Here is a 25167-nt window from a genome sequence, read left to right as displayed (position 1 = left end):
TTCCGAAAATATTGGGAAAAACTTGCCAGCGACTGTAAAAGCAAGAATGTTACGCGACGACGGTCGGCGGGAGTGAGACCGGCCGCGTTGCCCGGCGCTGGCCGGGTCTGGGAGGACGACACGTGAGCACGACGCAAGCGCGCGCCGGAGGACCGCAGTCCATTCCGGCGCTTCTGCACCGCAACGCGAAGGAATTCGCGGACGCGCCGGCCTATCGCGAAAAGGAATTCGGCATCTGGCAAAGCTGGAGCTGGGCCGAAACCGCCGAAGAAGTCGAGGCTCTGGCGCTCGGCATGCTCGATCTCGGGCTCGCCGAGGGCGATTTCGTCGCGATCATCGGGCGCAATCGACCCAAGCTCTACTGGGCGATGGTCTCGGCACAGATGTGCGGCGCGGTGCCGGTGCCGCTCTACCAGGACTCGGTCGCCGAAGAGATGGCTTACGTGCTGAACCATTGCGGCGCGCGCTTCGTGATCGCCGGCGACCAGGAACAGGTCGATAAGGTCATCGAGGTGCAGGGCGAACTGCCGGACTTCGAGCGGATGATCTACCTCGATACGCGCGGGCTGCGGAAATACGATCACTCCAAGCTCGACTCCTACGCCGACATTCAGGCCCGCGGGCGCGACAAGCGAAAGGAATTGCGTCCCGAACTCGAGCGGCGTCAGGAAAAGCTGAGCTACGACGACACCTGCGTCATGCTCTACACCTCCGGCACCACCGGCAAGCCCAAGGGCGTTGTGCTGAGCAACCGCAACGTGATCGAGACGGCGAAATCATCCTCGGAATTCGACGGGCTGCGGCAGAGCGACGACATCCTCGCCTATCTGCCGATGGCCTGGGTGGGCGATTTCATCTTCTCGGTCGGTCAGGCGATGTGGACGGGTTTCTGCACCAACTGCCCCGAAAGCGCAGAGACGATGATGACCGACCTGCGCGAGATCGGGCCGACCTACTATTTCGCGCCGCCGCGGGTGTTCGAGAACCAGCTGACCAACGTGATGATCCGGATGGAGGATTCAGGCAAGCTCAAGCGCTGGCTCTTCGATCACTTCATGGCCCATGCGCGCGAGGTCGGGCCGCGCCTGCTCGACGGCAAACCTGTTGGGCTGTGGGACCGCATCAAGTACCGCCTCGGCGAGCTTGCGATCTACGGCCCGCTCAAGAACACGCTGGGCTTCTCGCGGGTGCGCGTCGGCTATACTGCGGGCGAGGCGATCGGACCGGAGATCTTCGATTTCTACCGCTCGCTCGGCATCAACCTCAAGCAGCTCTACGGACAGACCGAGGCGACGGTGTTCATCACCGCCCAGCCCGACGGCGAGGTACGCTCGGACACGGTCGGCGTTTGCTGTCCCGGGGTCGAGCTGAAGATCGGCGATAGCGGCGAGGTCTACTACCGCTCGCCCGGCGTTTTCGTGGAGTACTACAAGAACCCCGAAAGCACCGCCTCGACCAAGGATGCCGAAGGCTGGGTCGCGACCGGCGACGCGGGCTTCATCGAAGAGGACACCGGGCATCTGCGGATCATCGACCGGGCCAAGGACGTGGGCCAGATGGCGGACGGCTCGCTCTTCGCGCCGAAATATGTCGAGAACAAGCTTAAATTCTTCCCCAATATTCTCGAGGCGGTGGTGTTCGGGAACGGGCGGAGCGAGTGTACGGCCTTCATCAACATTGACCTGATGGCTGTCGGCAACTGGGCCGAGCGCAACAACATCGGCTACGCCTCCTACCAGGAGCTCGCGCGGCATCCGAAGGTCATGGACATGATCCAGAGCCATGTCGAGGAAGTGAACCGGAGCGTGGCCGAGGACGAGATGCTATCGGGCTGCCAGGTGCATCGCTTCGTGGTGCTGCACAAGGAACTCGACGCCGACGACGGCGAACTGACCCGGACCCGCAAGGTCCGGCGCAACATCATCGGCGACAAGTACGACGACATCATCCGTGCGCTCTATGACGGCTCGAACTCGGTGCACACGGTCACGGAAGTGACCTACGAGGACGGGCGCAAGGGCTCGATCTCGGCCACGCTGGAGATCCGCGAGGCCAAGACCTGGCCCGCCACTCAGAAGATGGCAGCCGAATGACCCCCGCACCGAAATACCGCCGCAACCGCGCAGCGGATTCGTTCGCTGGCGCTGAAGCCGCGCAGGTCGGCCTGGATGGTGTCGTAGGCTTCGATCTGGGTGAGGCCGCGCCGCTTGCAGTCGCGGGCCCGCGCAACGAGGTAGCTGCGCTCGATATCCATGAACATTGCATGGCTCCTTCTGCTGCTCCTGGGCACAAGTCTGCGCACAGAAGGGTTAATTTCCCGCAATCAGGACGTGCGGGCGCAGAAGGCAGGGAGGTGGCGCGTGCTTGATTCTTCGGACACGGTCACGACGACCGAGGACGGCCGCAGGATCGGCGGCGTTGTGATGGAGATGAAAAACATCACCCTGCGTTTCGGTGGCGTCGAGGCGATCAAGGACATCTCCTTCGACATCCGCGAAGGCGAGATCCGCGCCATCATCGGACCGAACGGCGCCGGCAAATCGTCGATGCTGAACGTGATTTCTGGCTTCTACATCCCGCAGGAAGGCGAGGTCTGGTATCGCGGCGCGGTGCGCCCGCCGATGAAGCCCTACCAGGTCGCGCGGCAGGGCATCGCGCGCACGTTCCAGAACATCGCGCTTTTCGAGGGCATGAGTGTGCTCGACAACGTGATGACCGGGCGTCTGACCCACATGAAGACCGGGCTGTTCAACCAGGCGCTCTGGAAAGGCGCGGCCGAGCGCGAAGAGGTCGCAAACCGCGAGGTGGCCGAGCGCATCATCGACTTCCTCGAGATCCAGGCGATCCGCAAGACGCCGGTGGCGCGCCTGCCCTATGGGCTCAAGAAGCGCGTCGAACTGGCCCGGGCGCTGGCCGCGGAGCCCACGATCCTGCTGCTGGACGAACCGATGGCCGGGATGAACGTTGAGGAGAAGGAGGACATGTGCCGCTTCGTGCTCGACGTGAACGACGAGTTCGGCACCACGATCGCGCTGATCGAGCACGACATGGGTGTGGTGATGGATCTCAGCGACCGGGTCGTGGTGATGGACTACGGCAAGAAGATCGGCGACGGCACGCCCGACGAGGTGCGCGCGAACCCGGACGTCATCGACGCCTATCTCGGGGTGTCGCATGACTGAGCCCGCAACGACCGGAGGACCCGCGTGATGTCCGACCAGCTTCTTTTCACCATCGAGGTCTTCATCAACGGGCTGATGGCCGGCGTGCTTTATGCGCTCGTGGCCCTTGGTTTCGTGCTGATCTACAAGGCCAGCGGCATCTTCAACTATGCCCAAGGGGTGATGGCGCTCTTCGCCGCGCTGACGCTGGTGGGGATCATGGACGGGCAGGTGCCCTTCGCGCACCTGATCAACGCCGTTTTCGGCACGGACGTGCATCACTTCGGCTGGCATGTCCCCGCCTTCGTGTCGATCGTGCTGACCATCGCGGTGATGGTTGTACTGGCCTGGGCGGTGCAGCGCTTCGTTTTCCGGCACCTCGTCGGGCAGGAGCCGATCATCCTTTTCATGGCCACCATCGGCCTTGCCTATTTCCTCGAAGGCGTCGGCGACCTGATGTGGGGGTCGGATATCAAAACGCTGGATGTGGGCCTGCCGCAGGGCATCAACGAGACTATCGACCAGATCACCTTCGAGGCTTTCGGCTACGGGTTCTTCATCGACAATCTCGACATCGTGGCCTCGGTGGTAGCGGCGGTTCTCGTGATCGGGCTGGTACTGTTCGCGCAATTCACCAAGCAGGGCCGGGCGATGCGCGCCGTGGCCGATGATCACCAGGCCGCACTCTCGGTCGGCGTGTCGCTCAACTTCATCTGGATCCTCGTCTGGTCGCTCGCCGGTTTCGTGGCGCTGGTCGCCGGCACCATGTGGGGCGCTAAGTCGGGCGTGCAGTTCTCGCTGTCGCTGATCGCGCTCAAGGCGTTGCCGGTGCTGATGCTGGGCGGCTTCACCTCGATCCCGGGCGCCATCGTCGGCGGGCTGATCATCGGCGTGGGCGAGAAGCTCTTCGAGTTCCTGATCGGCGCGCCTTTCCTCGGCGGCGCGACAGAGAACTGGTTTGCCTACATGCTGGCGCTGCTGTTCCTCGTCTTCCGTCCGCAGGGACTTTTCGGCGAAAAGATCATCGAGAGGGTGTGATGACGCACAAGTCCCGCATCGGCGTGGTTTGCATCGACTGCAAGACAGAGGATCTGAGCGACGCCGTGCGCTTCTGGTCGGACATGCTTGGCATGGAGGGCGAGGTCGACGCGGAGGGCAAGTACGCCGCCTTCGACGATCATGCCGGATATCCCAAGGTGCTGTTGCAGGCGGTCGATCACGAACCGCGTGTACATCTCGACATCGAGACCGACGACAGGGATGCCGAGTGCGAACGGCTCAAGGCGCTGGGCGCCAGGGAGATCGCGCGGGTCAAGACCTGGATCGTGATGGAAGCGCCGACCGGCCACCGGTTCTGCCTCGTGGGGCCGCAGGGTGACGACTTTCCCGGCGACGCGAAGGAGTTCGTCTGATGCGGCAGTTCATGGCGATCCTGAACGTCGTGGCCTGGTCGGGCTTCTGGGCCTTCGGCTACCTCGCGCTCAGCGCCGACGTAAGCGAGCGCGGACAGGTGGTGACGGCGACGATCCTGGCCGCCCTGGGCGCCGCGCTGGGGCTTTTCGCCTACCTGCGGCTGGTGAAATATTCGGAACAAAGCGGCTACGCCAAGCGCCCGAACCGCGCCGAACCGACGTTCGAGGAGACCTGAGAGAATGCTCTACCGCGAGGCAGGCGATTTCCACACCAGCTACCAGCAGGACGGGCAGACTTTCCCGATCCGCTTCGACCGCTACCGCTATTACGCGGTGCTGTTCGTGGCGATCTTCGTGGTGCCGTTTCTGATCAACGACTACTGGGCTAACTCGATCCTCGTGCCCTTCCTGATCTACTCGATCGCCGCGATCGGGTTGAACATCCTCGTGGGCTATTGCGGGCAGGTCTCGCTGGGCACGGGGGGCTTCATGGCCGTGGGGGCCTATGCCTGCTACAAGCTGATGACGGCCTTTCCGGACGTCAGCATGTTCATCCACGTGCTGCTGGCCGGAGGGATCACGGCCGTCGTCGGGGTGCTTTTTGGTCTGCCAAGCCTGCGCATCAAGGGGTTCTACCTCGCCGTGGCGACGCTGGCCGCGCAATTCTTCCTGGTCTGGCTCTTCAATCGCGTGCCGTGGTTCTACAACTACTCGGCTTCCGGCCAGATCAACGCGCCTGAGCGCGACACCTTCGGCATCCTGATTACCGGCCCCAACACCGAGGCATGGGCGGCCTATCTCTTCTGCCTGATCTTCACCGTTTTTTCGGCCATCGTCGCGCGGAACCTGACCCGTGGCGCCATGGGCCGGCAATGGATGGCGATCCGTGACATGGATATCGCCGCCGAGATCATCGGTGTGAACCCGCTGCGCTCGAAGCTGACGGCCTTCGCCGTCTCGTCCTTCTTCGTGGGCATTTCGGGGGCGCTGTTCTTCGCGGTCTACCTCGGCGCGGTCGAGGTCGGCGAGGTCTTCGGGATCACCAAGTCGTTCCTGGTGCTCTTCATGATCATCATCGGCGGGCTCGGCTCGATCTTCGGCAGCTTCGCCGGGGCGGCCTTCCTCGTCGTGCTTCCTGTCGCGCTCAAGGTCATCGGCGTCGACATGCTGGGCTGGGCCACAGACATCGTGGCGCACCTGCAGCTGGTGATCGTCGGCGGGCTGATCGTGCTTTTCCTGATCGCAGAACCGCACGGGCTGGCGCAGCTGTGGCGCGTTGCCAAGGAGAAANCATCGTGGCGCACCTGCAGCTGGTGATCGTCGGCGGGCTGATCGTGCTTTTCCTGATCGCAGAACCGCACGGGCTGGCGCAGCTGTGGCGCGTTGCCAAGGAGAAACTCAGACTGTGGCCGTTCCCCTACTAGGGCGGTCGCGAACCCCGCGCGGCACACATGCCGCCCGCGACAACCACGCCGGGCCACCCGGCGGCATCGGACAAGAACCAAGGGAGGTACCACCGATGAAGACGAAGCTTACGACAGTCGCCGTTACAGCGCTGATGGCTGGCAGCCCTGCGATGGCGGAACTCGTGTTCCCCTCGCTCAGCTACCGCACCGGCCCCTATGCCGCGAACGGCATTCCCTTCGCCGACGGCTATGAGGACTACTTCACCCTGCTCAACGAGCGCGACGGCGGCATCGGCGGCGAGCCGGTGCGCGTGGTCGAGTGCGAAACCGGCTACAACACCGAGAAGGGAGTCGAGTGCTACGAGGCGACCAAGGGCGAAGGCTCGCTGGTCTACCAGCCGCTCTCGACCGGCATCACCTATCAGCTGATCCCGAAAGTGACTGCGGACGGCATTCCGATGCACACGATGGGCTACGGGCGCACCTCGGCCAAGGACGGCTCGGTGTTCCGCAACGTGTTCAACTACCCGGCCAATTACTGGGACGGCGCGTCGGTGGCGATCTCGCACCTGCTCGACATCAACGGCGATGATCTCAGCGGCAAGAAGGTGGCGCTGGTCTATCACAATTCCGCCTATGGCAAGGAGCCGATCCGCACGCTCGAGGAACTGTCCGAGAAGCATGGCTACGAACTCAGCCTGCTGCCGATCGACCATCCCGGCCAGGAGCAGAAGTCGCAGTGGCTGCAGATCCGGCGCGAGCGTCCGGACTACGTGATCATGTACGGCTGGGGCGTGATGAACCAGGTCGCCGTGCAGGAAGCCGCGAACATCCGCTTCCCGATGGAGAACTTCATCGGCATCTGGTGGTCCGGGTCGGAGAACGACGTGCGCCCGGCGGGTGAGGCGGCCGACGGCTACAAGGCGCTGACCTTCCACAACCTCGGCGACGATTACCCGATCTACGACGATCTCAAGCAATACGTCGTTGATGCCGGCAAGGCGGCGGGTGCGGGCGATCAGCTTGGCACCGCGCTTTACAATCGCGGCATGTACGCGGCGATGCTGGCCGCCGAGGCGGCGCGGACCGCGCAGGAGATCCACGGCACCCAGGCGCTGACACCGGCGCAGATGCGTGACGGCATGGAGGCGCTGGAGATCACCGAAGAGAAGATGGCCGCCCTCGGCCTGCCGAACTTCGGTCCGACCTTCTCGGTCAGCTGCGAGAACCACGGCGGTGACGGTTACGGTGCCGTGGCGCAGTGGGATGCGGCCGCCGACGAGTGGAAGATGATCACCGAGTTCTTCCAGTCCGACCAGGAGGTCATCGAGCCGCTGATCGACGAGGACGCGGCGGCCTTCGCATCCGAAAGCGGCATCGAACCGGGCTGCTGAGCCCTTGCCCGGCCGCAACTGCGGCCGGGGCTTTGAAACCAGCGCCGCCCGGGCCGGTCCGGGCGGTGATCTTCGGGAAAGAGACGCGATGCTGGACGCTGCCAAGACCGACGACGTGACAAGCGACACCCTGCTCGAAGTGAGCAACATCGAGGTGATCTACAACCACGTCATCCTCGTTCTGAAAGGCGTGAGCCTCAAGGTTCCGAAAGGCGGGATCACCGCCCTGCTCGGCGGGAATGGCGCGGGCAAGACCACGACGCTCAAGGCGATCTCGGGGCTTCTCGCCTCGGAACGCGGCGAGATCACCAAGGGCGCGATCCGCTATCGCGGCGACAGCCTGAACCATGCCGATCCGGCGGAGACCGTGAAGCGCGGCGTGGTGCAGGTCATGGAAGGGCGGCACTGCTTCGAGCACCTGACGGTCGAAGAGAACCTTTTGACCGGCGCTTACACGCGCGGCGATGGCAACGCCGCGATCCAGGCCGATCTCGAGATGGTCTACGAGTATTTCCCTCGTCTCAAGGAGCGCCGCAAGAGCCAGGCGGGCTATACCTCGGGCGGCGAGCAGCAAATGTGCGCCATCGGGCGCGCGCTGATGTCCCGCCCCGAGACGATCCTTCTGGACGAGCCGTCGATGGGGCTGGCGCCGCAACTGGTCGAACAGATCTTCGAGATAGTGAAATCGGTCAACGAGAACGAAGGCGTGACCTTCCTTCTGGCCGAGCAGAACACCAACGTGGCGCTGCGCTTTGCGCATTACGGCTACATTCTCGAGTCGGGCCGGGTCGTCATGGACGGTCCGGCCGCGGAACTGCGCGAGAATCAGGACGTGAAGGAATTCTATCTCGGCATGTCGGACGAAGGACGGAAGTCCTTCCGCGACGTGCGCAGCTACCGGCGCCGCAAGCGCTGGCTCAGCTAGGCGATACAGGGCGAGGAGATCGTGACGTGAGCGGATATTTCGATGCGCTGGAAACGCGCAGTGACGACGCGCGGGCGGATGCCATCGCCACGGCGCTGCCGGAACAGGTCGCGCGGGCGAAAGCCTTGCCGGGATATGCCGGCGCGCTGGACGGCGTAGAGGCGGCGGCGATCAGGGATCGCGCGGCGCTGGCGAGGCTGCCGGTGCTGCGCAAGTCCGACCTGGGCAAGGCGCAGGCGGCCCACGCGCCTTTCGGGGGGTTCACGACGAAACCCGCGACCGAGTTCAGCCACGTCTTCCAGTCGCCCGGCCCGATCTACGAGCCCTCCAGCAACGATCCCGACTGGTGGCGCATGGGCCGCTTCCTGCACGCCTGCGGCATCGGCAAGGGCGACATCGTGCAGAACTGCTTTGGCTATCACCTGACGCCTGCCGGCATGATCTTCGAGAGCGGCGCAAGGGCCGTCGGTGCCGCAGTGCTGCCGGCCGGGACCGGCCAGACAGAGCTGCAGGTGACCGCGGCACGCGATGTCGGAACGACCGCCTATGCCGGTACGCCGGATTATCTGAAGATAATCCTCGACAAGGCCGACGAGATGGGCGTGACCCTGGCCATCACCAAGGCAGCGGTCGGCGGCGGGGCGCTGTTCCCGTCGCTGCGCCAGCATTACGCCGAGCGCGGCATCACCTGTCTGCAATGCTACGCCACGGCGGACCTCGGCAACATCGCTTACGAGAGCGGCGCGCTGGAGGGCATGATCGTCGACGAGGGCGTGATCGTCGAGATCGTGACACCGGGGACCGGCGATCCGGTGGCCGAAGGCGAGGTCGGCGAGGTGGTCGTGACGACGCTGAACCCGGACTATCCGCTGATCCGCTTTGCGACCGGCGACCTCAGCGCCGTGTTGTCCGGGGCCAGCCCCTGTGGACGCACCAACATGCGCATCAAGGGCTGGATGGGCCGCGCCGACCAGACCACCAAGATCAAGGGCATGTTCGTGCGCCCCGAACAGGTCGCGGCCCTTGTCGCGCGCCACGATGAGGTCGCCAAGGCCCGGGTCATCGCTACGCGTCAGGGCGAGCAGGACGCGATGACGGTGCAGATGGAAAGCCCCGGCGGCGATGCCGATGCCTATGCCGCGAGCGTCGTCGCGACACTGAAGCTGAAAGGCGCGGTCGAGATCGTGCCGCCGGGCAGCCTGCCCAAGGATGGACTCGTGATCGAGGATCAGCGCAGCTACGACTAGACGGCCATGCGCGCCAGCATCCAGAGCGCCATGCCCACCATCATCAGGTTCTCGGTCAGCGAGACGAACCCGAGCGGCACGTTGCTGTCGCCGCCGACGCAGGCGCATTTGAGCTCGCGTTTGTCGATGTAGACCGCCTTGAAGACCGAAACTGCGCCGATGGCTCCGATGACGAGCGCCAGCGGGGCGGCGAGCCAGATCAGGATGCCGGCCAGCATCAGCACACCGGCGATGCCTTCCGCGAAGGGATAGACATACCCGTAGCGCACCCATCGCCGGGCCAGCAGGTCGTAGTTCAGGAACATGGTCGAGAAGCTTTCGACGTCCTTGAGCTTCTGCAGCGCCAGGAGACACATGGAAATGGCGATGAACCATTCCACGACGCGCCAGGTGAAAAGCGAACCGGTCACCAGAATTGCGACCGCAAGTGCCATCGCGAACGCCATGCCGAAGAGCGCGATGACCGGCATGTAGGTGGTCTCCGAATCCTCCCGCACGGTCTGGCCCAGATGCCTGCGCAGATCCTCCAGCCCGCCGATCCGGCGGCTTTCGGTGAAGACCTGTGGCGTGGTCTTGACCCCGTGCTCTTTCTTGAAGGCGTCGGTTTCGGTCCGCGTCGTCAGCTTGTGGTCCTCGACCGCGTAGCCCTGCCGCTCCAGCAGGTCCTTGGTCTTCAGCCCGTAGGGGCAGAGGTGGTCCTCCATCACCATCCGGTAGAGTTTCGCCGTCTTGCCTTGTGCGTCCGCCATCGCGCGTCCTCCTGCCGGGTCAACGCATAGGTGTGACAACCCGTTTCATCGCCTCTGGAATATCCGACAAAAACCGTGGAGAAAGAGGCATGACCGACCGCGTCGATACACTGTCTCTCGGGCCCGGCAGACCGGGCCTGCGCCGCAAGGACGGCGCATGGGCCGTCGGCATGCTGGCCTGCCTCGTGGCCGCGGCCTGCGCTCTGCCGATGCTGGCCGTGGCGCTGGCGGCGGTGCTGGGCGGGACCGACACCGTCACCCACCTCGCCCAGACGGTCCTGCCGCGCTACACCGCCACCACGGCAGCGCTTGTCGGGCTGGTGTCTCTGGGCACCTTCGCCATCGGTGTTGGCGCGGCCTGGCTGGTGACGATGACGCGCTTTCCCGGCGTGAAGCTGTTCGAGGTCGCACTGGTCCTGCCGCTCGCCTTCCCGGCCTACGTGCTGGCCTATGCCTATACCTCGGTGCTCGACCATCCGGGCATCGTGCAGAGCACGCTTCGGGACGTGACCGGCTGGGGGCCGCGCGACTACTGGTTCCCCGAGATCCGGTCGCTCGGCGGGGCCGCGACGATGCTGGTGCTGGTACTTTACCCTTATGTCTACCTGCTGGCGCGCGCGGCCTTCCTGCAACAAAGCGCCACGACCTTCCTTGCCGCGCGCGCGCTTGGCTCGAGCGCATGGCGCGCGTTTTTCCGGGTCAGCCTGCCGCTGGCGCGACCCGCAATCGCCGCGGGCGTGCTGCTGACGGTGATGGAGACCATCGCGGATTTCGGCACCGTGGCCTATTTCGGTGTCCAGACCTTCGCCACAGGCATCTACACAAGCTGGTTCGCGATGGCCGACCGGGCGGGTGCCGCGCAGCTGGCGCTCTGCCTGCTCAGCTTCGCACTGCTGCTGGCCTTCCTCGAACGGGCCCAGCGCGGGCGGGCGCAGTACCACGACGCGTCCCGGCGGCAGCAGCGCATGGACCCTGCGCGGCTGCACGGGCCGGCGGCAGGTCTCGCGATTTTCCTGTGCAGCGTGCCGGTGGTCTTTGGTGCGCTGGTGCCGATCGTCGTGCTGTTCTCGATGGGAATCGGTTCGCAACAAGACCTGCTCAGCCCGCGCTACCTGGGGTTCATCACCAACTCGCTCACGCTGGCCTCGGTCGCGGCGGCGGTGACGCTGGCGGCGGCGATCTGTGTCGGCTTCTACCGCCGGCTGCGCCCCGGCCAGCCGGCGCGCGGCGCTGCCTACATCGCGCGGCTGGGGTATGCTGTTCCGGGCGGGGTGATCGCCGTCGGGCTCATCGTGCCTTTCGCCGCCTTCGACAACGCACTCGACGCCTGGATGCAGGCCCGGTTCGGCATCCGCACCGGGCTTCTGGTCACGGGCTCGATCTGGCTGCTGGTGCTGGCCTACATGGTGCGCTTTCTCGCCGCCGCGCTTGGCGCATACGAGGGCGGCCAGTCGATGGTCGCGGCCAACATGGACGCCGCCGCACGCTCGCTGGGGCAAGGACCGGTCGGGACGCTGCGCCGGGTACACCTGCCGATTCTCGCTCCGAGCCTGCTGACCGCGCTGCTGATCGTTTTCGTGGACGTGATGAAGGAACTTCCGGCCACCCTGATCATGCGCCCGTTCAACTTCGACACGCTGGCGGTGCAGGCCTATCGCCTGGCCTCGGACGAACGGCTCGATGGGGCGGCGGTGCCGAGTCTCGTCATCGTGGCGATGGGGCTGCTGCCGGTCATCCTGATTTGCCGGCAGGTCGGCCGGCAGACTTAGTTTGCGGTTGATCGCCTAGCCGCTCAGGTGTTCGGCGAAGAAGGCCAGCGTGCGATCCCAGGCCAGCTGCGCGGCCTCCGGGTCATAGCGCGGCGTCGTGTCGTTGTGAAAACCGTGGTTCGCGCCTTCGTAGATGTGGGCGGTGTATTCCTTGCCGTTGGCGTCCAGCGCTGTCTGGTAGTCCGGCCAGCCGGCGTTGATGCGCTCGTCGAGTTCCGCGTAATGCAGCAACAACGGCGCCTCGATTGCCGGCACGTCCTCGGCATCGGCCTGGCGTCCGTAGAAGGGCACGGACGCCGACAGATCGGAATAGGCCACGGCAAGCGCGTTGCAGACGCCGCCGCCATAGCAGAAGCCCACCGCGCCGACCTTTCCGGTCGACCCCTCGTGATCGCGCAGGTGTTCGTACCCGGCGAAGAAATCCGCCAACAGCTTGGCACCGTCGAGACTGCGCTGCATCTCGCGGCCCTCCTCGTCGGTCCCGGGATAGCCGCCGAGCGGGCTCAGCCCGTCGGGCCCCAGCGCGAGGTAGCCCGCCTTGGCGCAGCGCCGCACGACATCCTCGATGTAGGGATTCAGGCCGCGGTTCTCATGGATCACGAGTACGGCCGGCAGCGGCGCTTCCGCGCCGGCCGGGCGCGCCATCAGCCCGTTGATGGTGCCATGCCCTTCCGGGCTTTCGTAGCTGACCTGCATCGTCTCGATGTCGGGATCGTCCGGATCGACCTGCTGGGCGAGGGCGTAATTCGGCTTGAGCTGTTCGAGCAGCATGGCACCGGTCACCCCCGCCGCTGCATACTGCCCGGCCTGGCTGAGGAACTGACGTTTCGAGATCGTGCCGTGAACGTAGCCGTCGAAGATCTCGAGCAGCCTGGGGTGAAAGTCGCGTGCGGTTTTGCGCTGAGTTCCGGACATTGCAGCCTCCGTTGCCATGATCCGGAAAAAGAGTAGGCCGCCCGACGATTCGTGTCGATGCGGCCTGACCCGATCGGTCGCGGGGACCGGTTCACGATGCTGGGAGAGAAATTATTCCCAGCCAACCTCGTTGAAGATCTTCTGCGCCACGGGAATGTTCTTGGCGACTTCCGAAAGATCGACAGTGTCGGCCTCAAAGGCGCCGAGCTTGTTGACGGCTTCGGTGGTCTCGACGCTGGCAACGACGGGGTATTCGTTGTTGCCAGCCGCGAAATACTTCTGCGCGCTGTCCGAGGCGAGATACTCGAGGAAGGCAATCGCGTTGTCGCGGTTCGGCGCATTTGCCGCCACGCCGCCGCCCGAAAGGTTCATGTGCGCGCCGGTCGTTTCCTGGTTCGGGAAGACCCAGCCGATCTGCTCGATGCCTTCGCTGACGCCGTCGACCGGCCCGGCGAGGGCGCGGGCGAAATAGTAGGTGTTCGACACGGCAATGTCGCATTCACCCGAGACCAGCGCACGCAGCTGGTCGGTGTCGCCGCCCTGCGGGTCGCGCGCCATGTTGTCGACCACGCCTTTCGCCCAGTCCGTCGCGGCGTCTTCGCCGAGGTGTGTGACGATGGCGGCCAAAAGGGTCTGGTTGTAGGTGTTGGTCGAGGACCGGATGCAGATCTGGCCCTTGTAGGCCGGATCGGCGAGATCCTCGTAGGTCTGCGGCGGGTTATCCAGCCCGGCCTTGTCGTAGAAGATGATCCGGCTGCGCTGCGACAGGCCGAACCACTGGTTCTCGGCGTCCTGCAGGTTCGATGGCACACGCGATTCCAGCACTTCGCTGTCGACGGACTGGAGCACGCCGGCGTCTTTTGCCCGCGCCAGCCGCGAGGTGTCGACGGTCAGAAGAACGTCGGCGGGGCTGTTCGCGCCCTCGGCCTGCATCCGCGCGATCAATTCGTCGGCGTCGCCCTCGATGCGGTTCACCGTGATGCCGGTCGCTTCGGTGAAGTCCGAATACAGCCGCTCGTCGGTGTCGTAGTGGCGTGACGAGTAGAGGTTCACCTCGCCGTTTGCCAAGGCCGGCGTCGCGACAAGCAGGGCCAGTACAGACAGGCCCGAGCGTTTGAAGGTCATGGGATACATCCTTTTCGTCGTTTCCGGGTAATTCCCGACTGAAAAGATCAGTTACATATGGTGCCAAGGCGCGCAAGGCATTCCCGACAAAATAAATCAGAAAAAAGAAAGGCCGCCCTGCATCACCGGATGCGGGGCGGCCCTGACCTCGGCGGTCAATCGTCCTCAGGCGTCTTCTTTCGGCGCGATCTTGTCCTGCGTCCTGGTCTCGAAATCCGATGCGTCGTGGCGCTCATGCAGTTGAAGCTCGGGCTCGCCGTGAGTCCGGTTCACCATACGCCCGCGCTGTACAGGCGCGCGCGCGTCGATGGCGCGGGCCCAGCGCTGCACGTTTGCGTAGGTGTCGACGTCGAGGAATTCCCCTGCGCCGTAGTTGCGGCCCAGCGACAACTGCCCGTACCACGGCCAGATCGCCATATCCGCGATGCTGTATTCGCCGGACATGAACTCGTTGTCCTTCAGGTGCCGGTCGAGCACGTCGAGCTGGCGCTTGGTTTCCATCGCGAAGCGGTCGATGGCGTATTCGATGTTGATCGGGGCATAGGCGTAGAAATGCCCGAAGCCGCCGCCGAGATAGGGCGCGGATCCCATCTGCCAGAAGAGCCAGGACAGCGCCTCGGTCCGCTGGGCGGGGACAGTCGGCAGGAACTTCCCGAACTTCTCGGCGAGGTAAAGCAGGATCGCGCCCGATTCGAAGACACGCTGCGGCGTGTCGCCGGACCGGTCGACCAGCGCCGGGATCTTCGAGTTCGGATTTGCCTCGACGAAGCCGCTGCCGAACTGGTCGCCGTCCCCAATCTTGATCAGCCAGGCGTCATACTCGGCATCCGACACACCGGCCGCCAGCAGTTCCTCGAGCATTACAGTGACCTTCACGCCATTCGGCGTCGCCAGCGAGTAAAGCTGCAGCGGGTGTTTGCCGACAGGCAGCTCCTTGTCGTGGGTCGCGCCGGCAATGGGCCGGTTGATGCTGGCGAACTGGCCGCCGCTCTCACGGTCCCATGTCCAGACCTTGGGCGGGGTGTAGCCTTCTGGAAGGGACGGTTTTGGTTCGTCGGTCATGGAACACTCGCTTTTCTGCTGAATTCGGGTTCGACCTAAGCTGTCGTGTCCGCGAAACAAGTGAAAGCGGAAAATGGCGGGCACTGGTCCGCGGATCAGCCAGCGGCGTCGCGGCGGCGTCCCTCTGCGAGGCAGATCGCGTCGCCCTGTTCGACGGACATGGTCTCGGGCCGGCTGATCGCCCGGTCCCAGGTCTGGATGTTCTCGGAGTAAAGCTGGCAGACCACCGGACCCTGTGCGGTCTGCACCGTCACCGGGGCCGTCTCCCAGGCTTTCGGATCGAGGCTGCAGCCCGAAAGAACGCACGCACCCGTGACGAATAGGATGAGCCTGCCCATGTCTGCCCGTTCTCCCTGCTCGGCGTCCCTTGCGCGACGCATCTTGTCGAGGGCCGATAATGCATGTCCGGCACGTGATGGCAAACGCTCACCCGGCCCCATGGCAGGAGCGCCAAAGAAAAAGGCCGCCCCGGAAGGGGCGGCCTTGAACTCTGTCGATGACTTGCAGGCTCAGCCCTGGCGGGCCTTGAAGCGCCGTTGCGTCTTGTTGATCACGTAGACGCGGCCTTTGCGACGCACAACCCGGCAGTCGCGGTGCCGGTTCTTGAGCGAGCGGAGCGAATTGCGGACCTTCATGGTCAGTCTCCTATGCCGTGGCGCGGGCCAGCGCCGGGGTTGCGGGTGACCTGGAGGCTCATCCATACCAGGCCAATCAGAACGTGGTGGGCGATACTGGGATCGAACCAGTGACCCCTTCGATGTCAACGAAGTGCTCTACCGCTGAGCTAATCACCCACTATGTCGTTGCGTGGATTTCGGAGCCCCAAACAAAAATGGGGCGCGAAGGTTCCGCGCCGGTGCCGGGTCTATAAAAGGAGTCGACGGGGGGATCAAGGCCTTTCGGCATGGCAAATTATCGGTCTATTCTCGCGCAGTGAGGAGTTGCGATGCCGAAGCCCGCGTATGACGTCCATTACCCGGAAGACCCGCGTTCCTGCGTGGTCTTCGCCTCGCCGCATTCGGGGCGCGACTACCCGCGCACATTCCTTAGCGAGACGGTCCTTGACGCCCATTCGGTGCGGTCCTCCGAAGATGCTTATGTCGATGTCCTGTTCGACTGCGCGCCGGTTTTCGGGGCGCCGCTGCTTCTGGCGGGCGCGCCGCGCGCTTTCGTCGATCTCAACCGGTCTCCGGACGAGCTCGATCCTTCGGTGATCCAGGGCGTCATGCGGCAAGGCCACAATCCGCGGGTCGCCTCCGGTTTGGGGGTGATTCCCCGCGTCGTCGCCAATGGGCGCGCGATCTATCGCGGCAAGATGAGCCTCGGCGAGGCGCAGTATCGGATCGACACCTACTGGAAACCCTATCACGTGATGCTGCACAGTCTGCTGGGCCGGGCGCTTCAGCATCACGGGCAGGCGGTCCTGATCGACTGCCACTCGATGCCGCATGAGGCGATGGACGGGGTCGCGCGCTCGGGCCTGCGCCGGCCGGACGTCGTGCTGGGCGACCGGTTCGGCGCCGCTGCCGGTGGCGAGGTCGTCGACCGGGTCGAGGCCGCGCTGATCGCGGCGGGCTTCACGGTGACCCGCAACGCGCCTTTCGCCGGGGCCTACATCACCCAGGCCTACGGTCGGCCGTCGCGCGGTCAGCACGCGGTGCAGGTCGAGATCGACCGGTCGCTCTACATGGACGAGCGCCGGGTGCGGCCGTCCGAGAATTTCCAGGCCGTGCGCGATGCCCTGCGCGGGGCCATTGCCGAGATCGCCCAGATCGGCCAGGGGCGGGTTCCACTCGCCGCCGAATGACAGCTCACCGAAGCGCGCGCCCCTTCAGGATGGCATCGGGGCCGAAACGGTCGCGAATCCGGTCGGTTGCGCGCTCGGCGGCGCCACGCCGTGTTGCACCCGGATCCAGCAGGTCTCCGGACAGGTCCGCCTCGTCGGCGCTGCGCAGGTCGGAAATGCCGCAGCCGAGCAGGCGGTAGGGTCCGGCATCGCCGACCTGGTCGAAGAGCCCCCGCGCGGTGCGGTAGATCGTGTCGGCAAGCTGTGTCGCATCGCGCAGCGACACACGCCGCGTGATCAGGGAAAAGTCCGATCGCTTCAGCTTGAGTGTCACCACGCGCCCCGCAAGCCCCTTGGCCTTGGCGCGGTCCGAGACCTTCTCTGCCATGCGCCAGAGGTGACCGTCGAGGATGTCGGGATCCGAGGTGTCCTCGCCGAAGGTGGTTTCGTTCGACACGCTTTTCATCGGCGCGTTGGCCGAGACCCGGCGCCGGTCCTGCCCACGCGCCAGATGCCACAGCCGGTCGCCCATCGACCCGAACCGGGCGGCGAGATCCTCGCGGTCCCAGCGCAGAAGGTCGGCGAAGGTGCGGATGCCGGCCTTGTCGAGCGCCGCCTGCGCGGCCTCGCCCACTCCCCAGATCAGCCGCACGGGCCGGTCGCGCAGGAAATCGGCGGTCTCGGCCGCGCCGATCACCGAGAACCCGCGCGGCTTGTCGAGATCCGAGGCGACCTTGGCAAGAAACTTGTTGTGGCTGAGCCCGATCGAGCCGGTCAGGCCCAGTTCGGTCTTCATGCGGCGCGTCAGGCGCGCCAGCATGACGGCGGGCGGCGCGCCGTGCAGACGCTCGGTCCCCGTGAGGTCCATGAACGCCTCGTCGAGAGAGAGCGGTTCCACCACCGGGGTCAGTTCATCCATCATCGCGCGTATGGCCCGCGAGGCCTCGACATAGGCATCGAACCGCGGCCTGACGACGACCGCCTCGGGGCAGAGTTTGAGCGCCTTGAACATCGGCATGGCCGAGCGCACGCCGCGGATCCGGGCGATGTAGCACGCCGTCGAGACCACGCCCCGGCGCCCACCGCCGATGATGACGGGCTTGCCTTCGAGGCTCGGGTCGTCACGCTTTTCCACGGAGGCGTAGAAGGCATCGCAATCCATGTGGGCGATGGCGAGCGCGAAAAGCTCGGGGTGTCTGACCACGCGCGGGCTGCCGCAGCCGGGGCAGCGGCGCGGCGCGTCGAACTCTTTCAGGCAGTCTCGGCAAAGGGCGGGCATGGTCAGGAAAATCGGCTAGTGTCGCGCCATGTCCCGATTCTATGCCAGCGCCGAGGAAATGAACATGCCGTTCGACGGGGCCAAACTGGCGCTCTACCTCGGCCCGCGCCTCGTCGTGATCCTGCGCGACATGGTCGAGACGATCCCGTTTCCCGGACATTGGGACCTGCCGGGCGGCGGGCGCGAAGGCGATGAAAGCCCGGTCGCCTGCGCGCTGCGTGAAACCCGAGAGGAACTGGGTCTGGACGTGCCGATCGAGGCGCTGGTCTGGGGCCGGTCGTTCCGCGAGGGTGCCAAGCGCAAATGGTTTTTCGTGGCCGGACTGCCCATCAGCGCCGCCCGAAAGGTCAGCTTCGGAGACGAGGGTCAGGGATGGAGGCTGATGGACGAACGATCTTTCCTGGAACATCCGCGCGCGGTGCCGCAGTTTCAGGATCGCCTGCGGGCCTACGTGGACTCGCGACCTCCACCGAAAAACCCCCCGCTGCTTTAAGCGGGGGGAGGTAACGAACCTCAGGAAGACGCGGTCCGTTGGGGAGTATCACCTAGGGTCAACTTACCACCTGCGGGAGAAGCGCCCTAGCCGGGAAAGCGCCGCAAGGGCCGGATTGCGCGTTTTGTGCCTTGGGTGCCACAGTCGGCTATGACTAAAGTCGGTGTCTTGACCTTTGCCGAGATGTGGATAACCGGCAAAACAACCAAGGAATCAGTTGCTTGAGGTTTTCCGCCCGGGCGACGGGAGTTCCGCGAGGATGGCTTCCGCTGCTGCCTGCGGATTAGGCGATTTCCAGATCGGCCTGCCGACGACGATGTGATCCGCGCCACTGGACAGCGCGACGGCCGGCGTCGCCGTGCGTTTCTGGTCTCCGGGATCGCTGCCGCCGGGCCGCACGCCGGGCGTCACGATCAGCCGTCCGGCGGAGTTCGGAAGCGCGCGGATCCGCGTTGCCTCCTGCGGCGAGGCGATGACCCCGTCAGCGCCGGCTTCGAAGGCCCGCCCGGCGCGTTCCACGACAAGATCCGCAACACTGCCATCGCGCAGCAGGCAATCGTCGAGGTCCGAGCGGTCGAGCGACGTCAGCACCGTCACGGCGAGGATCTTGAGGTCGGACCCGGCCGCGCCCTGTTTCGCGGCATCAACGACATGCGGATCACCATGCACGGTGAGGAAATCGAGGTCGAACTGCGCCAGCCCCCGGACCGCCGCCTCGATGGTGGCGGAGATGTCGAAGAGCTTCATGTCGAGGAAGATGCGCTTGCCGTGCTCCTGCTTGAGCTCGTTGGCCAGGGCCAGCCCGCCGCCTGTCAGCATGCCGAGACCGATCTTGTAGAAGCCGACCGCGTCACCGAGGCTCTTGGCAAGCTCGTGACCGGACAGCGCGTCCGGAACGTCGAGCGCAACGATCAGGCGGTCATCGGCCATTCGGACATCTTCCCCGGGGTTCGCGTTCCGACCTGACTAGTCGAAGGGCCTTGCGGTGTCCATGCCGTCGGGCGCATCTGAGCTTTGGGGATCTCGTGGGGCAACGGTGTCGCGCGGTTTTCCGCAAGATGCCGGGCCCGGTCACCGGGGGAGGGTCGGTGGTGCCGGCCCGGCCAAGAACTTGCAGTGAACGTGAACCTGAAGACTGGTAAACGTACGTTCGGCGAACCGTGCCGAATCTTTACATTGGGCCGGACTTGTCACCGTTCCGGTCCCGGGTAGCCAAGTCCGGACCTAGAGCCGGAATGCTACGACAACATGACAGGTCGCGACCGAACGCCCCGCGCGCCGAACCTGCCTGGGGAATACAGAACATCACGCGGTGCAGGACGGCAATGCTGCAAGTGCGAAAAACCGGGACATGCCACCCGATCCCGTAAACTTCGCCCGAAAATCCGGCATTCGCCGAGGCCCGAGGCTTGAACGGTACCGGCGCAGTGCCCAAATCTTTCCCCGAGGCCCACCAGCTGTCGCGCCGCCAAGTCGGGCGCAGCAATAACGGGCGCTTTGGAAAAGGAGACGACCATGGACTTGAACAAGTTCACGGAGCGCTCGCGCGGATTCATCCAGGCGGCGCAGACGATTGCGATCCGGGAAAGCCATCAGAGGCTCGCACCCGAACATCTTCTCAAGGCATTGATGGACGACGAGCAGGGGCTGGCAAGCAACCTGATCTCAGCCGCCGGCGGGCAGCCTGCACAGGTCGTGCAGGCCCTCGAGGTGGCGCTGGCGAAGATGCCGAAAGTCACCGGGGATGCCGCGCAGGTGTACCTCGACAACACGACACAGAAGGTTCTCGCCGAGGCCGAGGCGCTGGCCAAGAAGGCCGGCGACAGCTTTGTGCCGGTCGAGCGGGTGCTGATGGCGCTGTGCATGGTCCGCTCGGGCGCGAAGGATGCGCTGGATGCGGGCAGGGTGACAGCACAGGGGCTGAACGGGGCCATCAACGAGGTGCGCAAGGGCCGCACCGCGGACACCGCAAGTGCCGAGGAGGGGTACGACGCGCTGAAAAAGTACGCGCGCGATCTCACCGAGGCGGCACGCGAGGGCAAGATCGACCCGATCATCGGGCGCGACGAGGAAATTCGCCGCTCGATGCAGGTGCTGTCGCGCCGGACCAAGAACAACCCGGTTCTGATCGGCGAGCCCGGGGTCGGCAAGACTGCAATCGCCGAAGGGCTTGCGCTGCGGATCGTCAACGGCGACGTCCCGGAATCGCTGCGCAACAAGAAGCTCCTGGCGCTCGACATGGGTGCGCTGATCGCCGGTGCGAAATACCGTGGCGAGTTCGAAGAGCGGCTCAAGGCGGTCCTGAACGAGGTCACCGATGCCGCCGGCGAGATCGTCTTGTTCATCGACGAGATGCACACGCTGGTCGGGGCCGGAAAGGCGGATGGCGCGATGGATGCGGCCAACCTGATCAAGCCTGCTCTGGCGCGGGGAGAGTTGCACTGTATCGGTGCCACGACGCTCGACGAGTACCGCAAGTACGTCGAAAAGGACGCAGCACTGGCACGGAGGTTCCAGCCGGTTTTCGTGCAGGAGCCGACGGTCGAGGATACCGTGTCGATTTTGCGCGGGATCAAGGAAAAGTACGAGCTGCACCACGGTGTGCGTATCTCGGACTCGGCCCTGGTGTCGGCTGCGACGCTCAGCCACCGCTACATCACCGACCGCTTCCTGCCGGACAAGGCGATCGACCTCGTGGACGAGGCGGCATCGCGCCTGCGCATGGAAGTCGACAGCAAGCCCGAGGAACTCGACGCGCTCGACCGGCAGATCCTGCAGATGCAGATCGAGGCCGAGGCGCTGCGGCTCGAGGACGACCGGGCGAGCAAGGACCGGCTCGAAACGCTGGAAAAGGAATTGTCCGAACTTCAGGAGCGCAGTGCCGAGCTGACCGCGCAATGGCAGGCCGAACGCGATCGGCTGGCTGGTGCGCGCGACCTCAAGGAACGGCTGGACCATGCCCGGGCGGAGCTCGAGATCGCCAAGCGCGAGGGCAACCTCGCCAAGGCGGGCGAGCTGTCCTACGGCGTGATTCCGCAGCTCGAGAAGCAGCTCCAGGCGGCCGAGGACGCCGAAGACGCCGACGTCATGGTCGAGGAGGCCGTGCGGCCTGAGCAGATCGCAAGCGTGGTCGAGCGCTGGACCGGGATCCCGGCCGGCAAGATGCTCGAGGGCGAGCGCGACAAGCTGCTGCAGATGGAAGACAAGCTGCACAGCCGGGTGATTGGTCAGGATGCCGCCGTGCGTGCGGTTTCCAACGCCGTGCGTCGGGCGCGGGCCGGGCTCAATGACGAGAACCGCCCGCTGGGGTCATTCCTGTTCCTCGGGCCGACCGGTGTCGGCAAGACCGAGCTGACCAAGGCGGTTGCCGAGTTCCTGTTCGACGACGACAGCGCGATGGTCCGCATCGACATGTCTGAGTTCATGGAGAAGCACGCTGTCGCCCGCCTGATCGGGGCGCCTCCGGGTTATGTCGGCTACGACGAAGGCGGCGTTCTGACCGAGGCTGTCCGGCGCAGGCCCTACCAGGTCGTGCTGTTCGACGAGGTCGAGAAGGCGCACCCGGACGTGTTCAACGTGCTGCTGCAGGTGCTCGACGACGGTGTTCTGACCGATGGTCAGGGCCGGACGGTCGATTTCAAGCAGACGCTGATCGTGCTGACCTCGAATCTCGGGGCGCAGGCGCTCAGCCAGCTTCCCGACGGTGCGGATGCCGGCGAGGCCAAGCGGCATGTCATGGATGCTGTCCGGGCGCATTTCCGGCCCGAGTTCCTCAACCGTCTCGATGAGACGATCATCTTCGACCGGCTGGGTCGCGCGGACATGGATGGGATCGTCACGATCCAGCTTGGCCGGCTGCTCAAACGCCTCGCGGCGCGGAAGATCACGCTCACCCTCGACGACGGTGCGCGCAAGTGGCTGGCCGACGAGGGGTACGACCCGGTGTTCGGGGCGCGGCCACTCAAGCGGGTGATCCAGCGTGCGTTGCAGGACCCGCTGGCGGAGATGATCCTCGCCGGTGACGTCGCGGACGGCGACACGGTAACAGTTCAGGCCGGAAGCGACGGGCTGATCATCGGCGACCGCGTTGCGGCTACGAACCGTCCGAAACCGGACGATGCGGTCCTTCACTGATACTTGGTGTTTTCGTTAACGATTGACCCCGCCGGATCGCTCCGGCGGGGTCTTTTCTTGCCTGCCTGGCTCTGCCTTGTGGTGTCTGGTCAGGCAGTCTTGCGACCGAACCGGCGCATCGCGCCGAGGCCGCCCATGCCCATGATCAGGAACCACCCAGCCGCCGGCAGCGGCACCGGGGTCATGTCCGGCCGGTCGTCCAGCGTGGCGCGCTCGAACTTGGCGGTCGCGATTGGCAAAAAGGCGTTGAAGTTGGCAGGTGCCGGCGTGAAGCCGTCGACCCCTCCGGGCCCGTCGGGCGCCACATCGACAGTCATGCCGTGCAGGACAATCTCGCGATTGTCGAGCGAGAACACATCATCGTCCAGCTCGCCGCCAGCAGTGACGTCGAAGATCGTGCTGTAGAATACACGTCCGGCACCATCCGCCGTCAGGCCCGTCAGTGTCTCGAGGATCCCGCCGTAAAAATCAGCGCCCTCGAGAAGTTCAGTGAACCCGTCGCCGTCGTTACCGGGGCCGGCCACGTTGGGCATGAACACGTCGTCCGTAGGTGCTACGCTGGCTTCTCGGTCTGCGATCGGGAACCCGTGAATGTGGGCAGCGTGGGCACCGGGTTCCAACCCACGTGCAGCGACCTGCACTGTAAGCTTGCGCAAACCGTCATCTTCCGGACCGTCGTAAGTAAGAAATACGGTGCCGGAAACGCCGGATCCGTTGAGCGCGGCAAGGTCGGCAGTGTAGTAATCAAGATGTGCGGCCATCGCGGGCGCGGCGCCCAGCGCTACAATCGTCGCGAGCGCGGAAATTGATGTCTTCATCGTTACTCTCCCGTTGCTGCCCCTGAAATGAGGCTGGAGGAGTCACGGGCTGACGTTGGGTAAGTTTCGTGTTGGACAGGCTCTGTTGTCGATTTGGCGACAATTAACGGCCAAGCGCCTGATATCAGGCGAAAAGAAAAACGGCCCGACCGCGGGGTCGGGCCGCTAAATGATGTGGTTGATCAGCCTTCGGGGAGGATGACGGTGTCGACCACGTGGATCACGCCGTTCGAGGCTTCGATGTCCGGCTGGGTGACCGTGGCATCGTTGATCTTCACGCCATCGCTCAGATCGACGTTCAGATCGCCGCCCTGAACGGTAGTGGCGGCCATGCCGTCGCTGAGGTCGGTCGACATGACCTTGCCCGGAACGACGTGGTAGGTGAGGATCGACACGAGCTGGTCCTTGTTCTCGGGCTGGAGCAATGTGTCGACGGTGCCCTCGGGCAGCGCGGCAAAGGCTTCGTCAGTGGGTGCGAACACCGTGAACGGGCCTTCGCCCTTCAGCGTCTCGACCAGCCCGGCGGCCTCGACCGCGGCGACGAGCGTCGTGAAGCTGCCTGCGTCGACCGCGGTATCAACGACATCCTTGCTGTCTTGGGCGTAGGCGGCACCAGCGGTGATGGAAGTTGCGGCGGCGAGGCTCATGAAAGTGCGTCTCAGCATCGGTATCTCCTTTGGTTGGATAGGGATGCTCGTTTGGCATCGTGCTTCTTACGGCGCTGTGGCGCGGTCGGTTCACTGCCGAAAACCGCAATTGGGTCATTGATGAGGGACGGTCGCGCGCTAAGCGTGCGGCCCCGCGGGTTTCCAGTGAATTGGTCGTGAATTCATGTGAGGCGTGCGCGATGATTTCAGCACCCTGCCGCAAACGTGACCCGAAAGCGTTTTGCCGTCGGGGCTGCCAGTCTTACGTTTTGCGCAGCAAGGAAGGGAGCGTGACATGGCCAACCGCTGGAAGAACAGATTGCGCGAGCGCGACGCGACACCGGAGAGCGTATATCTGAACAGGCGCAAACTGATCGCGGGTGCCGTTGCAGGAGCGGGGCTGGCGGGTATCGGAGGCCATGCGCGCGCCATGCCCGAAGGGCTCGAGCCGAACCCGTGGGAAGACATCACCGAGTACAACAATTTTTATGAGTTCGGCACCGACAAGCGCGATCCGCAGAAATACGCGGGGCAGATGACCACCGAACCATGGACGGTGAAGATCGACGGATTGGTGGACCGTCCGGCGGACTACGCGTTCGAAGACATCATGGCAAAGATGACTGTCGAAGAACGCATCTACCGCCTGCGCTGCGTCGAGGCCTGGTCGATGGTCGTGCCGTGGAATGGGTTCGAACTTGCCGACCTGCTCGAGCTTGCCGGGGTGCAGTCGGCGGCGCGCTACGTCGCCTTCGAAACGCTCTACCGACCCGAGGAGATGCCCGGCGTGCGCTACCCGGTTCTGGAATGGCCCTATGTCGAGGGTCTTCGCCTCGATGAAGCGA

26 protein-coding genes and 1 tRNA gene (1 of these 27 only partly in view) are annotated in these 25167 nt (G+C 64.8%); 15 read left to right on the top strand and 12 right to left on the bottom strand.

Features of this window, described 5'->3' with window-relative positions; genetic code table 11:
* Positions 1 to 122 precede the first annotated feature (122 nt).
* The gene (locus R5H30_RS19055; RefSeq protein WP_318330216.1) at positions 123 to 2093 is read left to right on the top strand and encodes an AMP-binding protein; all 1971 of its coding nucleotides are present in this window, start codon (positions 123 to 125) and stop codon (positions 2091 to 2093) included.
* On the opposite strand, the gene R5H30_RS19050 is transcribed toward R5H30_RS19055, so the two are convergent.
* Positions 2072 to 2260, bottom strand: a complete 189-nt coding sequence (locus R5H30_RS19050; RefSeq protein ID WP_318330214.1) for a hypothetical protein — start codon at positions 2258 to 2260, stop codon at positions 2072 to 2074. The genes R5H30_RS19055 and R5H30_RS19050 overlap by 22 nt on opposite strands.
* Positions 2261 to 2423: 163 nt before the next feature.
* Between R5H30_RS19050 and R5H30_RS19045 the strand changes: the two genes are divergently transcribed.
* The 9 genes from R5H30_RS19045 (at position 2424) to R5H30_RS19005 (ending at position 9545) form a co-directional block, all read left to right on the top strand.
* On the top strand, positions 2424 to 3182 hold the full coding sequence (locus tag R5H30_RS19045; protein ID WP_412105155.1) for an ABC transporter ATP-binding protein: 759 nt from the start codon (positions 2424 to 2426) through the stop codon (positions 3180 to 3182).
* A gap of 27 nt (positions 3183 to 3209) precedes the next feature.
* Positions 3210 to 4199: a branched-chain amino acid ABC transporter permease gene (locus tag R5H30_RS19040; protein ID WP_318330212.1), complete on the top strand. Its 990-nt coding sequence runs from the start codon at positions 3210 to 3212 to the stop codon at positions 4197 to 4199.
* Positions 4199 to 4573: a VOC family protein gene (locus tag R5H30_RS19035; protein WP_318330211.1), complete on the top strand. Its 375-nt coding sequence runs from the start codon at positions 4199 to 4201 to the stop codon at positions 4571 to 4573. The genes R5H30_RS19040 and R5H30_RS19035 overlap by 1 nt, the downstream gene beginning before the upstream one ends.
* Positions 4573 to 4809, top strand: a complete 237-nt coding sequence (locus R5H30_RS19030) for a hypothetical protein (RefSeq protein ID WP_318330210.1) — start codon at positions 4573 to 4575, stop codon at positions 4807 to 4809. The genes R5H30_RS19035 and R5H30_RS19030 overlap by 1 nt, the downstream gene beginning before the upstream one ends.
* Positions 4810 to 4813: 4 nt before the next feature.
* Entirely contained in the window at positions 4814 to 5890 is a 1077-nt protein-coding gene (locus R5H30_RS19025; protein ID WP_318330209.1) for a branched-chain amino acid ABC transporter permease, read from the top strand.
* Positions 5869 to 5997 (top strand): hypothetical protein, encoded by a 129-nt coding sequence (locus R5H30_RS19020; protein WP_412105153.1) that lies wholly within the window; start codon positions 5869 to 5871, stop codon positions 5995 to 5997. The genes R5H30_RS19025 and R5H30_RS19020 overlap by 22 nt, the downstream gene beginning before the upstream one ends.
* A gap of 95 nt (positions 5998 to 6092) precedes the next feature.
* The gene (locus R5H30_RS19015; RefSeq protein WP_318330208.1) at positions 6093 to 7373 is read left to right on the top strand and encodes an ABC transporter substrate-binding protein; all 1281 of its coding nucleotides are present in this window, start codon (positions 6093 to 6095) and stop codon (positions 7371 to 7373) included.
* An 88-nt stretch (positions 7374 to 7461) separates the two neighbouring features.
* Entirely contained in the window at positions 7462 to 8298 is an 837-nt protein-coding gene (locus tag R5H30_RS19010; protein ID WP_318330207.1) for an ABC transporter ATP-binding protein, read from the top strand.
* Between the two features lie 26 nt (positions 8299 to 8324).
* Complete coding sequence (locus R5H30_RS19005; protein WP_318330206.1) at positions 8325 to 9545, top strand: phenylacetate--CoA ligase family protein; 1221 nt, start codon at positions 8325 to 8327, stop codon at positions 9543 to 9545.
* On the opposite strand, the gene R5H30_RS19000 is transcribed toward R5H30_RS19005, so the two are convergent.
* Complete coding sequence (locus tag R5H30_RS19000) at positions 9542 to 10294, bottom strand: MauE/DoxX family redox-associated membrane protein (protein ID WP_318330205.1); 753 nt, start codon at positions 10292 to 10294, stop codon at positions 9542 to 9544. The two genes, R5H30_RS19005 and R5H30_RS19000, sit on opposite strands and share 4 nt — an antisense overlap.
* Before the next feature lie 89 nt (positions 10295 to 10383).
* Between R5H30_RS19000 and R5H30_RS18995 the strand changes: the two genes are divergently transcribed.
* Complete coding sequence (locus tag R5H30_RS18995; protein ID WP_318330204.1) at positions 10384 to 12063, top strand: ABC transporter permease; 1680 nt, start codon at positions 10384 to 10386, stop codon at positions 12061 to 12063.
* A gap of 15 nt (positions 12064 to 12078) precedes the next feature.
* Here R5H30_RS18995 and yghX read toward each other — a convergent pair whose 3' ends face one another.
* The 6 genes from yghX to R5H30_RS18965 all read right to left on the bottom strand — a co-directional run bounded on the left by yghX (position 12079) and on the right by R5H30_RS18965 (position 15959).
* The gene (yghX, locus tag R5H30_RS18990; protein ID WP_318330203.1) at positions 12079 to 12978 is read right to left on the bottom strand and encodes a YghX family hydrolase; all 900 of its coding nucleotides are present in this window, start codon (positions 12976 to 12978) and stop codon (positions 12079 to 12081) included.
* A 111-nt stretch (positions 12979 to 13089) separates the two neighbouring features.
* Positions 13090 to 14103, bottom strand: a complete 1014-nt coding sequence (locus tag R5H30_RS18985; RefSeq protein WP_318330202.1) for a Fe(3+) ABC transporter substrate-binding protein — start codon at positions 14101 to 14103, stop codon at positions 13090 to 13092.
* 165 nt (positions 14104 to 14268) lie between these two features.
* Positions 14269 to 15165, bottom strand: coding sequence for a glutathione-dependent disulfide-bond oxidoreductase (gene yghU, locus R5H30_RS18980; protein WP_318330201.1), 897 nt, complete (start codon positions 15163 to 15165; stop codon positions 14269 to 14271).
* Positions 15166 to 15260: 95 nt separating this feature from the next.
* A complete protein-coding gene (locus tag R5H30_RS18975) occupies positions 15261 to 15503 on the bottom strand; it encodes a hypothetical protein (protein ID WP_318330200.1) in 243 nt (80 codons plus the stop codon).
* 171 nt (positions 15504 to 15674) lie between these two features.
* Positions 15675 to 15800, bottom strand: a complete 126-nt coding sequence (gene ykgO, locus R5H30_RS18970; protein ID WP_005850168.1) for a type B 50S ribosomal protein L36 — start codon at positions 15798 to 15800, stop codon at positions 15675 to 15677.
* Between the two features lie 84 nt (positions 15801 to 15884).
* A tRNA-Val gene (locus R5H30_RS18965) sits at positions 15885 to 15959 on the bottom strand.
* A gap of 152 nt (positions 15960 to 16111) precedes the next feature.
* On the opposite strand from R5H30_RS18965, the gene R5H30_RS18960 reads away from it, so the two are divergent.
* Positions 16112 to 16972 carry an N-formylglutamate amidohydrolase gene (locus R5H30_RS18960; protein ID WP_318330199.1) on the top strand — a complete coding sequence of 287 codons (861 nt, stop codon included), beginning with the start codon at positions 16112 to 16114 and terminating at the stop codon, positions 16970 to 16972.
* Between the two features lie 4 nt (positions 16973 to 16976).
* Here R5H30_RS18960 and R5H30_RS18955 read toward each other — a convergent pair whose 3' ends face one another.
* Positions 16977 to 18230, bottom strand: a complete 1254-nt coding sequence (locus R5H30_RS18955) for a DNA polymerase IV (protein WP_318330198.1) — start codon at positions 18228 to 18230, stop codon at positions 16977 to 16979.
* Positions 18231 to 18258: 28 nt separating this feature from the next.
* On the opposite strand from R5H30_RS18955, the gene R5H30_RS18950 reads away from it, so the two are divergent.
* Entirely contained in the window at positions 18259 to 18723 is a 465-nt protein-coding gene (locus R5H30_RS18950; RefSeq protein ID WP_318330197.1) for an NUDIX hydrolase, read from the top strand.
* A gap of 213 nt (positions 18724 to 18936) precedes the next feature.
* Here the strand turns inward: R5H30_RS18950 and pyrF are convergent, their stop codons facing one another.
* The gene (gene pyrF / locus R5H30_RS18945; RefSeq protein WP_318330196.1) at positions 18937 to 19653 is read right to left on the bottom strand and encodes an orotidine-5'-phosphate decarboxylase; all 717 of its coding nucleotides are present in this window, start codon (positions 19651 to 19653) and stop codon (positions 18937 to 18939) included.
* A 585-nt stretch (positions 19654 to 20238) separates the two neighbouring features.
* Between pyrF and clpB the strand changes: the two genes are divergently transcribed.
* On the top strand, positions 20239 to 22857 hold the full coding sequence (clpB, locus tag R5H30_RS18940) for an ATP-dependent chaperone ClpB (RefSeq protein ID WP_318330195.1): 2619 nt from the start codon (positions 20239 to 20241) through the stop codon (positions 22855 to 22857).
* Positions 22858 to 22946: 89 nt separating this feature from the next.
* Here clpB and R5H30_RS18935 read toward each other — a convergent pair whose 3' ends face one another.
* Entirely contained in the window at positions 22947 to 23675 is a 729-nt protein-coding gene (locus tag R5H30_RS18935; RefSeq protein WP_318330194.1) for a VPLPA-CTERM sorting domain-containing protein, read from the bottom strand.
* Positions 23676 to 23857: 182 nt separating this feature from the next.
* Positions 23858 to 24340, bottom strand: coding sequence for a fasciclin domain-containing protein (locus R5H30_RS18930; RefSeq protein ID WP_318330193.1), 483 nt, complete (start codon positions 24338 to 24340; stop codon positions 23858 to 23860).
* Positions 24341 to 24617: 277 nt separating this feature from the next.
* Here R5H30_RS18930 and msrP point away from each other — a divergent pair, with 277 nt between their 5' ends.
* Positions 24618 to 25167, top strand: the 5' portion of a protein-coding gene (gene msrP / locus R5H30_RS18925) for a protein-methionine-sulfoxide reductase catalytic subunit MsrP (protein ID WP_318330191.1). The gene runs 359 nt beyond the window's last position; the window shows 550 of its 909 coding nt (coding positions 1-550); it begins with the start codon at positions 24618 to 24620; its stop codon lies beyond the right edge, outside the window.

Origin of the sequence: Roseobacter sp. FCG-D35 (genome assembly GCF_033436665.1) — a bacterium.
Classification (GTDB): domain Bacteria; phylum Pseudomonadota; class Alphaproteobacteria; order Rhodobacterales; family Rhodobacteraceae; genus JAWQFO01.
The sequence above is the reverse complement of the archived record's forward strand: the minus strand, read 5'-3'. Positions and strand labels throughout refer to the sequence as shown.